At 60.2% G+C, this 13,700-nt stretch carries 13 protein-coding genes and 1 tRNA gene; 9 read left to right on the top strand and 5 right to left on the bottom strand.

Going from position 1 to position 13,700, the window contains the following annotated elements; all coding sequences use genetic code 11:
• Nucleotides 1-66: 66 nt before the first annotated feature.
• The 3 genes from HMPREF2932_RS12665 to HMPREF2932_RS12655 form a co-directional block, all read right to left on the bottom strand.
• Nucleotides 67-140 (bottom strand) — tRNA-Ile (locus HMPREF2932_RS12665).
• 119 nt (nt 141-259) lie between these two features.
• Nucleotides 260-772 carry a hypothetical protein gene (locus tag HMPREF2932_RS12660; protein WP_071410302.1) on the bottom strand — a complete coding sequence of 171 codons (513 nt, stop codon included), beginning with the start codon at nt 770-772 and terminating at the stop codon, nt 260-262.
• 106 nt (nt 773-878) lie between these two features.
• The gene (locus HMPREF2932_RS12655; protein WP_246818681.1) at nt 879-1,253 is read right to left on the bottom strand and encodes a hypothetical protein; all 375 of its coding nucleotides are present in this window, start codon (nt 1,251-1,253) and stop codon (nt 879-881) included.
• A gap of 203 nt (nt 1,254-1,456) precedes the next feature.
• Between HMPREF2932_RS12655 and HMPREF2932_RS12650 the strand changes: the two genes are divergently transcribed.
• The gene (locus tag HMPREF2932_RS12650) at nt 1,457-2,785 is read left to right on the top strand and encodes an AAA family ATPase (protein ID WP_070510663.1); all 1,329 of its coding nucleotides are present in this window, start codon (nt 1,457-1,459) and stop codon (nt 2,783-2,785) included.
• A 65-nt stretch (nt 2,786-2,850) separates the two neighbouring features.
• On the opposite strand, the gene HMPREF2932_RS12645 is transcribed toward HMPREF2932_RS12650, so the two are convergent.
• Complete coding sequence (locus HMPREF2932_RS12645; RefSeq protein WP_070510646.1) at nt 2,851-3,423, bottom strand: PIN domain-containing protein; 573 nt, start codon at nt 3,421-3,423, stop codon at nt 2,851-2,853.
• Between the two features lie 58 nt (nt 3,424-3,481).
• Nucleotides 3,482-3,925 carry a helix-turn-helix domain-containing protein gene (locus tag HMPREF2932_RS12640; protein ID WP_070517343.1) on the bottom strand — a complete coding sequence of 148 codons (444 nt, stop codon included), beginning with the start codon at nt 3,923-3,925 and terminating at the stop codon, nt 3,482-3,484.
• A 259-nt stretch (nt 3,926-4,184) separates the two neighbouring features.
• Between HMPREF2932_RS12640 and HMPREF2932_RS12635 the strand changes: the two genes are divergently transcribed.
• The 8 genes from HMPREF2932_RS12635 to HMPREF2932_RS12595 all read left to right on the top strand — a co-directional run bounded on the left by HMPREF2932_RS12635 (nt 4,185) and on the right by HMPREF2932_RS12595 (nt 13,596).
• Complete coding sequence (locus tag HMPREF2932_RS12635; protein WP_046647074.1) at nt 4,185-4,418, top strand: hypothetical protein; 234 nt, start codon at nt 4,185-4,187, stop codon at nt 4,416-4,418.
• A 136-nt stretch (nt 4,419-4,554) separates the two neighbouring features.
• Nucleotides 4,555-6,027: a DUF3375 domain-containing protein gene (locus tag HMPREF2932_RS12630; RefSeq protein ID WP_071410300.1), complete on the top strand. Its 1,473-nt coding sequence runs from the start codon at nt 4,555-4,557 to the stop codon at nt 6,025-6,027.
• Nucleotides 6,024-6,689, top strand: coding sequence for a DUF4194 domain-containing protein (locus HMPREF2932_RS12625; RefSeq protein ID WP_046647072.1), 666 nt, complete (start codon nt 6,024-6,026; stop codon nt 6,687-6,689). Before HMPREF2932_RS12630 ends, HMPREF2932_RS12625 begins: the two co-directional genes overlap by 4 nt.
• Nucleotides 6,682-10,080 carry an ATP-binding protein gene (locus HMPREF2932_RS12620; RefSeq protein ID WP_071410299.1) on the top strand — a complete coding sequence of 1,133 codons (3,399 nt, stop codon included), beginning with the start codon at nt 6,682-6,684 and terminating at the stop codon, nt 10,078-10,080. Before HMPREF2932_RS12625 ends, HMPREF2932_RS12620 begins: the two co-directional genes overlap by 8 nt.
• On the top strand, nt 10,067-11,197 hold the full coding sequence (locus tag HMPREF2932_RS12615; protein ID WP_071410298.1) for a DUF3322 domain-containing protein: 1,131 nt from the start codon (nt 10,067-10,069) through the stop codon (nt 11,195-11,197). The genes HMPREF2932_RS12620 and HMPREF2932_RS12615 overlap by 14 nt, the downstream gene beginning before the upstream one ends.
• 74 nt (nt 11,198-11,271) lie before the next feature.
• On the top strand, nt 11,272-11,604 hold the full coding sequence (locus tag HMPREF2932_RS12610) for a helix-turn-helix domain-containing protein (protein ID WP_071410297.1): 333 nt from the start codon (nt 11,272-11,274) through the stop codon (nt 11,602-11,604).
• Nucleotides 11,605-11,671: 67 nt separating this feature from the next.
• On the top strand, nt 11,672-12,400 hold the full coding sequence (locus tag HMPREF2932_RS12605; protein WP_168167001.1) for an ImmA/IrrE family metallo-endopeptidase: 729 nt from the start codon (nt 11,672-11,674) through the stop codon (nt 12,398-12,400).
• Nucleotides 12,401-13,020: 620 nt separating this feature from the next.
• Nucleotides 13,021-13,596, top strand: a complete 576-nt coding sequence (locus HMPREF2932_RS12595; RefSeq protein ID WP_071410294.1) for a hypothetical protein — start codon at nt 13,021-13,023, stop codon at nt 13,594-13,596.
• Nucleotides 13,597-13,700 lie beyond the last annotated feature (104 nt).

Here is a 13,700-nt window from a genome sequence, read left to right as displayed (position 1 = left end):
GACCATCTCAACGTTGAAACAAGCGTGAAACACCTGCTAAAAGGAGAGCATTGAAGCTCTAAATTGTGGGGCTACCGGGGCTCGAACCCGGGACCAACGGATTATGAGTCCGTAGCTCTAACCGACTGAGCTATAGCCCCGCGTATTCCCTACCCACGCAAGCCACACCAGCACTTAACTGGTGCGCCACGTACGGCAGCGAATCCGCTCCCAGCAACATTAATCGGCAGGCCCAGAAAACGGCAATTTAGGGCTCGTCCTAGCCGAGAGCCTCGCCTACATTTTCCGGGCCTGAACTCTGCGCCTGGTCTTCGTCAGCGGCCTTCTGCCCCTTCACCGACACAACGACCCCGATAACGTAGGAGGCGATCACCCCGAAAACGCTGAGCCAAAAGAGTATCGAGGACAGGTCTAGGGCCCACCGACCGACAATCTGGGTGAAGGCGGATTTCACGCTCTCGTCGGTATCGCCGAGATCTACGATAAAAAAGCCAGCAAGGAAGAGGAACACGGTCACAGCAATGAATGCCCACGACTCGCGCCACCCGAAGGCCTTGTACGTTCCGCCCCCTTCATCTTCCTTCGGGGTACGTACGGGGATGAGCCACAAAACTAACAGCGCAAGGACCACGATGCCGCCGGCCGGAAGGGTAAAGAATGCGAGCCATCCGCCGACACCAAATATGACCCGCCCCAAAGCAAAGAACGCCGTGCCTAAAAGGCTCATGACAAGCGCCGCGACGGAGCTGATCTGAACGTTCCGATGCTTCATGCCAAAAGCCTAGCGTGCATCGCCGCTACTTTCACCTACAAAACTGACGACGCTCAGCCCTAGACCCACTGCACAGGGACCTCAGCCGCTGAGTAAGCTGCCAGGCTTATTTTTTCTCTCTCTTTTTCCAGGCTTGTCTACGCTCACGCCTTCGAGCGCGTTTTGCTTTGCGAATGTCCACGACCCAATGCGGAACAAAAGGCCACGGAAGCGGTATCCCGAACGCGCCTGTAAACCCAATGAGTGCGATGAGTATGGCCGCCATGAACAGAGCACCTAACACTTTTTCGACAGGCTCGGGAAGGCCCATACTTACGACCAGCCCCAAGGCACCGCCAGCGCCCATCAAGAGCGTGCCATAAGGATAAATGAAGAGGAGGCCATCACTTTCTGCGCCTTCCGGCTCGGCTGAGTCGTACCATTCTTCCGATCCTGGAATCCGCCGCACGTACCGGATGTAGAAGGTCCAGTAGGCCACCATGACCAACACTAAACCGATGTATAAGAGCAGATCGGTAATAGAGCTGTCGATAGGATGTAGCCTCCTGTGGTTGCTTTTGCGGTGTGTAGTAAAACGCTACCAGCGCCGGCTGGGTTAAGGCATGGGGCGAGAACGAAAACTCAGCGCCCGACCTAGGAAAGACTTATCTGATGAAGAATCTGTGAGCTTGTAGTCTCGTGATCATGAGGCTCCTTTCCTTTAGCGTGTCCAACTTCCGCAGCATCCGCGCCACCCAAACGCTCACGCTCTACCACGACTGGCAGCACTCCACCGCCCCGGAGGACGGCTGGGCGCAGGTTAGCGATCCCATCACCGTACTCATCGGCCCCACCGCTTCCGGCAAGAGCAGCATCCTCAACGCCCTCGCCTTCGCCCTGCTCGCCATCGAGTCCTCTGCCACCGCCTGGCTTGCCGACGCCCCACCCAACCAACTCCCCCACGCCCCGTACCGTCTCAACCCCCGCACGCAACGCCTGCCCAGCACTTTTGAGCTGGAGTTCGAGCTCGATGGCGTGCGCTACCTCTACGGCTTCCAGTGGAGTTTTACCGGCGTGCATGCCGAGTGGCTCAGCCGCGTGCCATCGACCAGGTGGAGCCCCTGCTTCGTGCGCACCCGCGGCGAGGACGTGCAGTGGACTAAGTCCTTTATGGATGAAGGGGACGTCGCCAAGCTCGGCCCCATCGATGACACCGAGCTGCTCTTGTCCGCTGGCCTGCGCGATGAGCACCCCATCCTCGCCCCGCTGGCCCGCGCCCTGGTGCACGACGTGTCCTACCTGCCGCACGGCCATACCTCCATGAGTACTGCCTCCCGCATCACCACCCTCATCCGTGAGGGCAAGCTGCACCTGCATGAGGCTGCCGCGCTGCTGCGCGCGGCCGATTCGGGAATCCACTCCGTGCGGCTGAACCAGGACCACATCCCCGAGCACGTCTTCCGCCAGATGCGCCCGGTCATTGATGCGCTCAGCCGCAGCGCCGGCAGCATCCCCCGACCAGACGAGTTCCAGGCTTACTCCGATGCGGAGATCGAGTCCCTACTGCACTCCATCATCGTGGAGCACAAAGTTGGTGACTCCTACTACGCGCTGAAGTTGACCGATGAATCCGGGGGCACGCAGAATTGGATGGCCACCGCTCCCCTGGTGTTGGACACGTTGCGCCGCGGTGGGATCCTAGTGGCTGATGAGCTGGATTCCGCCCTGCGCCCAGCGCTGTTGGATTTCATCATCGATGCCTTCCGCGAGCCCAGCATCAACGTCAACGGCGCGCAGCTCATCTTTGCCTCCCACGCCTTCAGCGTGCTTGAGCGCTCCAGCGAACTGGGCCTGCGCCCGGAGAGCTTCTGGTCAGTGGAAAAGACCGATGCCGGCGAATCAGAGCTACACAACCTCAGCGAGACATCCGTGTCACTCGACAACCCCGACGCCACCCACCGCTTCCTTCGCGAGCGCTACGGCACTGCCTCCCGTGCGGCTCTCGATGCGCTGCAGGAGCTTGTTAGGGCTTAAGAGTGCGGGCTATAGCACCACCGACCACTGGAAAGTCTGCGGCTACAAGCGCTGAGCGGATGAAACTAGCGCTGCGCGAGCGCCTGCAAGGCTTCACGCACAGCGCTGGCAAAATTGTCGCAACCCGCTCTCCTCAGCGCATCGTCTAGGCCCTGAAAGCCCTTCCTTTTCTGCCAATACTCCAGCTGCTGACTCGTACATTCAATCACTAAGTTTGGAGCGGAATCGCGAATGAGCATGAGGAATGCATCCGCATTCATTATCTCGTAGCGCTGCTCGCTGGCAGTAATGGTTATATCCTGGGGCGAGTTATCAGTAAGGATGATGTCGGCTTGTGAGGCGAAAGCCGCCGCGTGGACATGGTAGTCATGACGATCCAAACCGTCGAAAGGCATGTCTCCGGGAAAATCATCAATGATTTCCTCCATCACCGCACCGATCTTCTCGACACGGTCCTTGATAATTCTCCCAGGTGCTGTGGGATGTTTCCGCCGCATCGCCCGTACCGTTTCCGCAAGTACGTCTTGAGACGTATAGAACACAAACATGTCTCCAGATAAAATCTGCAGCGCAAAAAGCCAATCTAGGATTGTACGGCTCACTAAAATGTTTGCGTCAACGAATACCTTTTGCGGCATGTTCTCGAGGATAGTAACCGCGTTAGCCCAGTGCAGTTTCTAGCAGTTCTCAATGCACCTAGGCCTGTGAAAAGAAACTCTCGTTCTCCTCTTCGAATGCACGCCATTCTTGGAACGCTTTCACGCGTTCCTCAGCGCGCTGGCGTTTCAACTGCAGGACATCCTCACGCTTAAACCGCGTATGTGTTCCGCGCTTGTGGGTAGCTATCCTTCCTTCCTTTGCCCATTTCATGAGCGTTGGACGCGAGATGCCTAACAGCTCGGCAGCTACTGTACTGGTGAGCTCCTCAGGAATGCGAGAGATTGTGACTTCCCCTCGCTGCGCAACAGAAGCCAAGACCTGAGAAATCAATCGCTGAACATCACGCGACAACGGGACTGGGCGCCCGTGCTTATCTGCTACCCGAAAGCTCGCTGCCTCGAGAGTCTGCAGCGACTTCAGCTCTTCGAGAGTAGTTTCTTCGATCATGAGCCGATCGTTGATGAGTGCAGAGGCAGTCATCAGCGCTCCTTTCCCAGCGTGACACTTACACCTGAAACGCCTTTCGCTTACAAGTGAAACCTCCCTCAAGGATAACCGAGTTGCATGCTCTTGCGCTAGCCGCCCCAATCAACTTCCGAGGCGTTGTTATTCAACAGGTTGGCCAAGTCACTTGCGACAACAGTAAGAGTCACCCCCATGCACGACCGAGTGCCACTAGATTAGGGGCTGTGCACAACTGAAATTCTTGTTGGACAGCCAGATGAATCGGAGTAGCACAATGACTGATTTTATAATCATCTACAAACGTCGCTCAGGCGAGTCTTTCATCAAACAATTCTCGGACTCGACGCAAGCGCTTAAGGAACGCCTCCGCCGCGAAGCAGCGATCGACGATCCTGATATTGAGATCGCCCATATTTCAGCACCTTCCCTGGAATCCTTGAAAAAGTCGCATTCCCGGTATTTCATGGGCCGCGTAGAGATAGAAGACGACCAGGTGAACGCAGCTTAAAGCTTCACTCATGGCCCGCCGCCATGGGCGTGATTATTTCGACCTGCACTCTGCAGGTCGAATGCCAGACAGCGGGCTTCGAATATTTGAGCCAGTCTTCGCTGCGCATGTCCGGCACACCTGTCAGAATCAAGACATGTCTGTTGAAGCACGCGCCCTATCGCTGCGGCGTTTGATGCGCGATTCCGCCGCGATCCGGCTCCTGGCCGCGGATAACGCTCCCGTGATTCTGGCGTTGATCGCGGAGTACTTCCCGCGCGGCACCAGGGCACGCCCAGCGGCGGAGGTGTATGAGCTCATGGTCACCGATTTCGAGGTGTTGGCCAGTGAGTTTTCCATGCCTCGCACGCCGCAGAATTACTGCAATGACTGGGTCAAGGCCGGGTGGCTCATCAGAAAATCCGGAAAGAGCTCCCACGGTGAAACGCTCGAACCCAGCGAGGAGGCCCTGTCCGCGCTCGAAGCCATTGAGCGCTGGGAGGCACCGGTGACCACGGTGACGGCGTCACGCGTGGAATCGATTAGCTCCGCGCTGCAAAGGCTAGCGCGGGATACGAACGAGGACATTGCTAGCCGCGTAGCCAGCTTGGAGGAAGAACGCGACCGCATCGACCGTGAAATTGAGAAAGCCCGCCGCGGGCAGTTCGAAAGGCTCACCGCCGCGGAGGCAGAAGAACGCGTCCAAGACGTGTTGAACATGGCCATGGCCGTGCCGAGCGATTTCGCCCGGGTGCGCCACGAGCTTGAAGCCCTCAACCACCAGCTGCGCCGCCAGCTTTTGGATCCAGAGGGCTATCGCGGCGAGGTGCTGGAGGAGATCTTCAACGGCGTCGACCACATCGCGGAGTCGGACGCAGGGCGCAGTTTCCGCGGCTTCTATTCCCTCCTGATGGATAGGGAGCGCAGCGCCTGGTTGGACCAGTGGATCACGGAGGTCCTCGATAGCGAGGCCGGGCAGGCGCTGGCCGCGGACAGGCGGCAGCAGCTGCGCAGGCTTTTTCGCGATATGGAGGAAACGAGCTTCGAGGTCAACCAGACCATGACGGGGCTGGCACGCAGCCTGCGCAACTATGTCTCCTCCGAGCAATTCGCGGAGGACCGGCGCATGATTGAGCTGCTGCGGGAAGCCCGCGGCATGGCTATCGATGCCGCACAGAACTCCGAGCTCAAAGCCTTTCACCGGATGGAGACACCGCTGCAGCGCATCGGCATGTCGATTCACTCCGTCTCCCGCATCCGCCTGGCCAACCCGGGACGGGAAGTCGTGGAGGAAACCCCGGTGGCATACCAACCGGAGGCAGAAGACCCGCAAGCCCTGTATGAGTTGGTGCGCGAATCGGAGATTGACTTCGAGGAATTGCACGAGGCGATACGCGGGGCCGTCGCCCAGTCCGGCCCCTGCACGATTGGCCAGGTGCTGCAAGCCCATCCACCAACCCAGGGCCTTGCCAGCGTGGTGGGCTTGGTGCACATCGCCGACCAGCACCCGGTGCCCGTGCTACGTCCATCGCGTGAGAAAGTCACATGGACCGAGGAGGACGGCACCGTGCGCTGCGCCCATATCCCTGCCAAGTATTTCGATCACACCACCGTTAAGGAGCTACAGTGACCGCCGCACACACTCCCCGCGTCGATTCCGCACACGAGCCACCGCTGTGGGAGCACGATAAAGGCTCGCTGACCTACCACTCGCGGCGCGCGTTAGTGCAGCTCCTGCAGGGCCCGCTCATTCGCGCGCAGAAGGAACCGGTGCTGTGGGCCGCCATCATCTCGGATGAGGAGAACCTCCGCGCCCGGCTGCATGAGGTGTTTCTGGAACTCGTCGTGGACGAGACCGAGGGCTTCGCGTTTACCCGGATGGTGGAGGAAGAAACCTTGAGCATCCCGCAGGTGCTGCGCACGGACAAGCTCAAGCACATCGACACCGCGATCCTGCTGAACCTGCGCCAAGAGCTGGGGCTTGCGCTGCCCGGCGAGCGGGTCATCGTGGACGTCGAGGATCTCCGGGAGGGAATCGGTTACGTCCGCGCAGTGGACAACCGTGATGAAGCCGGTTTCAACCGCCGCTTCAACGCCGCCATCAACCGCATTCACAACGACTACTCCCTGCTGAGTGCTACCGAGACCGAAGGGCGCTTCGAGGTCTCACCGGTGCTCCGCCAGCTTTTCGACGCCTCCACCGTCACCGCCATCCGCGATGAATACGCCCGCCTGGCACAAGCCGATGAAGAGCAGGTAGACGAGGAAAAGGAGAAGGCTTCCGATGACTAGCCACACCAGCCTGTACCCCGGCCAATTCCGCATCAGCCGCATTCAGCTGATCAACTGGGGCACCTTCCACGGCTACTTCTCCATCCCGGTGGCGCGCAAAGGTTTCCTCATCACCGGCGGTTCGGGCTCCGGCAAGTCCACGCTGCTGGACGCGATGTCGGCGGTCTTGGTTCCACAGAGCCACCTGAAGTTCAACGCGGCGTCGCAGCAGGACCTAGGCCGGCACAACGGGCGCAGCCTGGTCTCCTATGTACGCGGTGCCTGGCGGCAGCAAGAAAACGCGCAGACCGGTGAGATCGCCCCCGAATACCTGCGGGAGGGCGCTACCAACTCGGTGGTTGCCCTGACCTATGACAATGGCGCGGGCAAGCAGCACACGCTCATAGCTATCTTCCGCCTCAACGGCGGTGAGAACTCAGTCGGCCAGATCAAGAAGTTGTATGGGCTGGTGCCGGGTGATGAGGACGTCGATAAGCTCAGCCCTTTGCTCACCCGCAGCCTGGACACCCGCAAGATCAAGGCCCTGTACAAGGGACCCGGCGTGTCCTTTACGCCGACATATGCCACGTTTGCGGATCGTTTCCGCAAACGCCTTGGCATCAAGAACGTGGAGGGCCAGCTGCTTCTTCACCGCACGCAGTCCGCGAAGTCGCTCTCCAGCCTGGATCAGCTCTTCCGGGACTACATGCTGGACAAGCCCTCGACCTTCTCCAGAGCGGAGGAGGCCGTGGAGCAATTTGAGGATCTGCGCCAGGCGTACCTGCGGGTCGAAGACGTCAAGGCCCAGATTGATACGCTCGCTCCCCTACCCCAGCTGCATGCCCAGCGCGCAACCGCGGAGGCAGATAAGCACAAAGCCGAGGCCATGAACGAGGCGCTGCCAGCCGTGCGCTCCCGCCTGGTGGCAGAAGAGCTGGACTCTCACATCCGTGCGCTGAGCGCCCAGCAGGTAGAAGCTCAATCCGAAGTGGAATCCCTCGAGGCTGACGTCGCCCACCTTGATGATGCAGAGCGCCGCGCCGCGATGGCCGTCTCCCAGCTCAGCGCCGGCGAGCTCGATGCCCTGCGCGCCAAAATGGAGACCGCCGACATAGAGATTGAACACCGCTCCAAAGAATTCCAGCGCCTTGCGGCTGCCGTGGGCGAGTGGACCGAACACTATGAGCTCAGCCCGCAAGGATTCGCAGAGCTGCAGGCCAACGCCCAGCTGCGCCTCTCCGACTTCGAAACCGACTCCGCCAATCTGACGAACCAGCAGCAGGAAGCCGGCGTGGCCGCCCGCGATGCGGCCACCGCCTGCGCCCGGCTCGATAGCGAGCTGCGCTCTTTTAGCTCGCGGCGCACCAACATCGACAAGGCTCTGGTAGAGCTGCGCTCCCAAATTGCCCGCGATACCGGCTATGCCGAATCCGAGCTTCCCTTCGCCGGCGAGCTCATCGATATTAGCCCGCAGCAGGCGGACTGGGAGCCGGTCATCCAAAAGCTACTGCACGGCTTTGCCGCTACGCTGCTCGTGCCTGAGGACGCGCGGCAAGCCATTAACCAGTGGGTCAACTCCCGCAACGTGGGTACCCGTCTGGAATACCGCACCATCCCGGAGTTCACGTCGGCGCCAGCCTCCGCGCGCAGCCCGCGGCAGCTCATCCACAAGCTGGAATTCCAGGATCACCCCATGACGGCGTGGGTACGCCAACACATTTCCCGCCGCTTCAACTATGAATGCGTGGAGTCGGTAGCGGAACTGGACAAGGTCACCACAACTCCGGCCGTTACCCGCGATGGCTTGGAAAGCCGCCCCAAGGACAAGGACGGCTCCACGCGTTTCATCAAGGATGACCGCACGCGCTTTGCCGGTACCGCATGGTACCGGGTGGGTTCCACCAACACCGCCAAGATTGAGCTACTGCGCTCCCAGTTAAAGCAGGCCAAAGCCACCGCCAGCGCCACCGCCAGGCAGGTCCATAACCTCAACCGGAAGATGGACATCCTGCGCACCCAGCGCGATAAAGCCCAGCAGGTGCTGGACTCGAGATTCCAGGACATTGACACCGCCTCCGCGAAAGCCCGCAAGCAGGACCTGCAAGCGCAATACGATTCCCTGGCATCCTCCCCCGAAGCCCAAGCCTTGGCCGCCGCACATCAGCACGCGAAGGAAAAGCTGGAGGCTGCCCGCACCCGGCTCAACCAGGCACAGAAACACCTCGGTGACGTCGAAGGCGAGCTGAAGCGCTCCACCGAGCGCCGCCACGCCATCGGTACCGTTCCGGAAATCGCCGACAAGGACATAGCGAAAGCCGTCGAGGAGGCCTTACACAAGGGCAAGCGCACGCTGACCATCGATAACATCGATGCCCGGCGCGATGAAGTCCAGGCCGACCTGCAGGACGCCGCCCGCACCGCCGCGCGCCGCATCGAGGAGGCCAACGGCAAGATCGTCTCCGTCCTCCACGCCTACCTGTCCCAGTGGCCAGCAGAAGCCGCCGACTTGGAACCGCAGGCTAGCTTCGCCGGCGAGGGCATCGAGAAGCTGAAGTACCTACGAGCTGACCGCCTGGCGGATTTCCGCGCCCGCTTCCTGGAGCTGCTCAACGGCCAGACCGTCCAGAACCTCTCCCACCTGGCCTCCTCCCTGCGCCATGCCCGCAGCGATATTGAAACGCGCATGGAGTTCATCAACAAGTCCCTGGAGCGCTCGCCCTTCAACGGTGAGCGCACCCTGCGCATTGATGTCAAGGATGCCCGCGGCCAAGTGGTCCAAGACTTCCAGAGGGACCTGGATGCCGCCACCTCCCACAGCCTGGCCGAAATCAGCCTGGATGATCACGATGCCGCCCTGCAGCGCTACCACGCCTTGGACAAGATTCTGAGCCGCCTAGGCTCTAGCCACCCGGAGGATATCCGCTGGCGCAACGTGGTCTTGGATACCCGACGCCACGTCAGCTTCATCGGCCGCGAGTGCTACCCCGACGGCACCACAGCCAATACCTATCAGGATTCCGCCTCGCTCTCCGGCGGCCAAGCACAAAAACTCGTCTTCTTCTGCCTGGCAGCGGCCCTGCGCTTCCGCCTGGCGGAGCCAGACCAGGACGTGCCCACCTATGGCTCCATCATCTTGGATGAGGCCTTTGACCGCGCCGATCCCACCTTTACCCGCACGGCCATGTCCGTCTTTGCGTCCTTTGGTTTTCACATGATTCTGGCCACGCCCTTCAAGCTCATCCAGACGCTCTCGCCCTACGTGGATGGCACCATCGTGGTCAACTACGACGAGCCGACCATCAACGGCCGCCCACAGGCGCGCACGGGCTATTCGCTTATCGACGCCTCCACCCTCTCCTCCCCCAATCCCGACCAGCCCCACCCCGAGGAGCCCGCCGATGCGGATGCCTAAAGACCTGCAGGCGCATGCGGACAAGTACCTGCGCAACCACTTCGCCGAAGCGCTCGCCGAACCAGATTCGCTGCACCTGGCGTGGCCCCTGCACCCACCAACGGCTACTGCCGCCGCAAGCGATATCAGCACCACCCAGGATTTCATCCGCGCCTGGCAGCGCTGGCCGCACCAGGACGAAGTCATCTATGAAACACGCAATTGGTCCCGCGCGGGCCTGGGCGCCAACGATGTGCCCACCCGCGTAGTCCTCACCGGCGCTGAACGCATCGCCACCGCCGCGGGCCTGGAACGCGAGTACTCCGCCGCCCGGCAGCGCGCCCAGGACATCGCCGCCATCTTCCCGAACTCCCCGGAGCTCACCCAGACCGTCCACCGCTCCTACAACCAGTGGAAGGACTTAAGTTCCTATGACCTGCGCTGCCTAGGACCGTGCCTGACCTGGCTGCGCGCAAACCCCAATTCCGGTGAGTGGGAGCGCGCCGTGCCGGTCGAAGGCGTGGACGGCAAGTGGATTGGCAACCACCGCCGCCTACTGCTGACACTCCTCGCTCCCTTCGGTATCACGGACTTGGGCCTACGCCGCAGCGACACCCGCCTGCGCCTGCGCTACCTCAACCACGCACCAGCGCTCTCCGATATCGAAATCCCCCTCGCCAACGCTGCCGAGCTCTTCCCCAACACCCCACCCCGGGTACTCATCGTGGAAAACAAGCAAACCTTCCTGGCCCTGCCCACGCTTGCCGACGCCTCCCCTCCCACCATCGCCCTCCTCGGTTCCGGCACCGCCGCCCACCAACTCCACGCACTGAGCTGGCTGCACCACGCCGACATCACCTACTGGGGCGACCTCGACGCCGCCGGCTTTGCCATCCTCAACGCCGTGCGCGCCCACTTCCCCCACACAACGTCACTGCTCATGGACACCGCCACCGTCACCGCATTTCAACACCTCGCCGTCCCCGACCCCGGCGACGGCTCCGCCACGCTTACCCACCTCACCACCGAGGAGCAGCGCGCCTACCGCCTGCTCTTCACCGAGGGCCGGCTGCGCATTGAACAGGAGCGGATTCCGTTTGCGCATGCAAACACAGCAATTAGGAAAGCTTGCCCCTGACCATCAGACACCCTGAATCATATTGACTCATATCTGATTCACGTGTTTAATCGAGGTCAACAAGGAGCACCACCATGAACATCCCCACTGACTTCGGCGAGCGCGTCCGCACGCAGCGTCAGCTGCGCGGTCTCAGCCAAAGAGAGCTTGCCGCTATGACTGAAGGCATCCTGTCCCAGCCCACCCTGGCCCGCCTAGAGAAAGGCACGGCCACGCCTACTCTCCACCACATCATGGCCCTCGCGTGGGCACTAGGCATCGACGCCGCCGAGCTTGTGGACGCCACCCCACTCTCTAAGCGGGTACGCGTTGCTGCCCGTGGTCACCAGACCAAAGTTGAAGGCGCAACACGAGCCCTTCTTCCGTATCTCCAGCTGCGTGTGAACCTGGATAACGCACATGCCTAATTCACCAAGCCCCTCGAAACAAGGTGTCGAACTCGCTGCTCGCTTTCGCGCGAAGCACAATCTTGGTGTGGGACCAGTCGATGACATCAACGAACTCATGAAACTCGTTGATGCTGACTTCATTGTCCTCGACTTAGCGGAAGACCTCGATGCGCTGACGCTTCGCGATCCTGGCTCTGACGCTTTAACCGTAGGGATTGGCACTAGCAACAATCCTTTCCGCCAGCGTTTAACCATCGCGCACGAAATCGGGCATATCGTGGCCGGGGATATCACGGAGGATGGTGCTTCCCTGCAATGCGATAAGACTCTTCCCAACGAAGTCCGCGCAACTACTTTTGCACGCTGCGTCCTCTGCCCCGAGGAAGCGTTGCGTGAAATGCCTCAGTACGAAGATCCAGAACAGCTTTTGTCTGCAGTTGTCCAACGCTTCCAGGTCTCGCCATACGTAGCAGCCATCCAGCTTCATCAGGCAGGTCTCATGTCGAAAGACACTAAAGAGGAATTAAAGAATCACACCGCCAAAAAGCTCGCCTCCCGCTTCGGATGGAAAGCCACGTATGACCACGCCTGCAAGGTTGCGCAGCTGCCACGAGCTTCCGAGAGGCTCGTCGCCGATGCCTACAAGGCATATGCCCTGGGACTCATCGCGCTGCCAACAGTAGCGTTCGCCGAGCAGGTAAGCCCAGAGGAAGTAGCGGACTCAATGTACGCCGCCCCGGGTTCTGTCGGTAAAAACCTAACAGGTCAGCGCGATATTGAGGCCGACCTGGAAGACTTCTTCGCTAACGAGTAGGTTCACCGTGACTAGAAGGTTCATATTTGCGGACACCAGCGTGTTGCTGAACTTCATCTGTGCCGACGAGCAGGACCTTCTTCTTAAATTCGTGGGCAATGACAAACTTCACGTGCCTGCTGCAGTGAACAACGAGATACACAGAAAGCTAAAGGACACCAGGTTTCAGTGTGGCTCCCGCACATGGTCATTACTCATTGCGCATGGCCACGTGCAGGTGCTTGACGACGACATGGATCGCCTCTTCAAACACATCCGCCTATTCGCGGGTCCGAGATATTCAATCCAAGGTGGAATGGCGAAGAACCTGGGACAAGCTCTCAAAGTTCGATGTTCTCGCCCCTTTCGAAACGACTCGATTGAACGACCGCACGATCTACCGAGCGCGAAAGAAAACTAAGTGACCCTCACCTGCCAGTAGCCCCGGTGAGGGTCGAACAGCTGTACATGATGTAGGGCTGCTCCTACCAAGAATTATGCCCAACGAGCGCAGCGATAGTCAACGCCTGCGTCACGATTAGGAAACGGCAAGCGGTAGCTCCGCTGAAAGACCATCAATTTACGAATCCAACTACACCAACCCCAGGACACAGCGCTTTTCGCGGACTACAGTTTCCGCTATGCACAAACTCTCTTCTCTCACCCTCGCCGTCGCAACAGCGTTCGCTCTCTCCGCCTGCAGCGACACTGACCCGATGACGTCCGAGACCCCAGACCCCGTGGCCGAAGAAACAACAACGACTGAAGAATCAACGACGCCAGAAAGCCCAAACAGCTCTTCAAGCACCAGCGAGGAAGTCGAAGGCCCCTCCCCAACCCGGGCTGACGAGCAGCAGGAAGAATCCGACGAGCAGACCATCAACGCCAGCCAGGTCGGCGGCGACTGCGGCCTGACGTCAGAGGGTGACACGATCTTGGCCGGCAGCGCTACCTCCTGCGAGTTCGCCGCGGCAATGTTTGGCCCTGCCAAGAAGGCCTCCTACGCCCTCTACCAAGCAGACCCCACGGTTAATCCCCTCTACACCGCGAACATCACTGCTAAAAGCCCCGTTACCGGTGAGAGCTACCAGCTCACCTGTCAGATTAGTAGTGACTTAACAGGGCTTAGTTGCCGCAACCCCGACGACAACAATGTGTTCGCCATCTTTACCTCGGACGCCCGTGATTGGCCGCAGCGCCTGAACACTACCGACTAACCGCCCGAGCTACTCCAGAATCAACGATGCCGTCTTCTCCGGCGGCACATCCTTCAGCTGGCGACTCTTGACGGCCCACGACGCCAGCCCCAGCACAATCCAGA

The sequence above is a fragment of the Corynebacterium sp. HMSC074H12 genome (assembly GCF_001813755.1).
Classification (GTDB): domain Bacteria; phylum Actinomycetota; class Actinomycetes; order Mycobacteriales; family Mycobacteriaceae; genus Corynebacterium; species Corynebacterium hiratae.
This window is presented reverse-complemented; position numbering and strand designations above follow the sequence as displayed.

What these genes read in the sequence shown, in the direction of transcription:
- HMPREF2932_RS12595 (WP_071410294.1), top strand. Translation starts at nt 13,021, where the DNA reads ATGCACAAACTCTCTTCTCTCACCCTCGCCGTCGCAACAGCGTTCGCT.
- HMPREF2932_RS12610 (WP_071410297.1), top strand. Translation starts at nt 11,272, where the DNA reads ATGAACATCCCCACTGACTTCGGCGAGCGCGTCCGCACGCAGCGTCAG.
- HMPREF2932_RS12615 (WP_071410298.1), top strand. Translation starts at nt 10,067, where the DNA reads ATGCGGATGCCTAAAGACCTGCAGGCGCATGCGGACAAGTACCTGCGC.
- HMPREF2932_RS12645 (WP_070510646.1), bottom strand. Translation starts at nt 3,423, where the DNA reads ATGCCGCAAAAGGTATTCGTTGACGCAAACATTTTAGTGAGCCGTACA.
- HMPREF2932_RS12655 (WP_246818681.1), bottom strand. Translation starts at nt 1,253, where the DNA reads ATGGTGGCCTACTGGACCTTCTACATCCGGTACGTGCGGCGGATTCCA.
- HMPREF2932_RS12650 (WP_070510663.1), top strand. Translation starts at nt 1,457, where the DNA reads ATGAGGCTCCTTTCCTTTAGCGTGTCCAACTTCCGCAGCATCCGCGCC.
- HMPREF2932_RS12640 (WP_070517343.1), bottom strand. Translation starts at nt 3,925, where the DNA reads ATGACTGCCTCTGCACTCATCAACGATCGGCTCATGATCGAAGAAACT.
- HMPREF2932_RS12660 (WP_071410302.1), bottom strand. Translation starts at nt 772, where the DNA reads ATGAAGCATCGGAACGTTCAGATCAGCTCCGTCGCGGCGCTTGTCATG.
- HMPREF2932_RS12620 (WP_071410299.1), top strand. Translation starts at nt 6,682, where the DNA reads ATGACTAGCCACACCAGCCTGTACCCCGGCCAATTCCGCATCAGCCGC.
- HMPREF2932_RS12635 (WP_046647074.1), top strand. Translation starts at nt 4,185, where the DNA reads ATGACTGATTTTATAATCATCTACAAACGTCGCTCAGGCGAGTCTTTC.
- HMPREF2932_RS12630 (WP_071410300.1), top strand. Translation starts at nt 4,555, where the DNA reads ATGTCTGTTGAAGCACGCGCCCTATCGCTGCGGCGTTTGATGCGCGAT.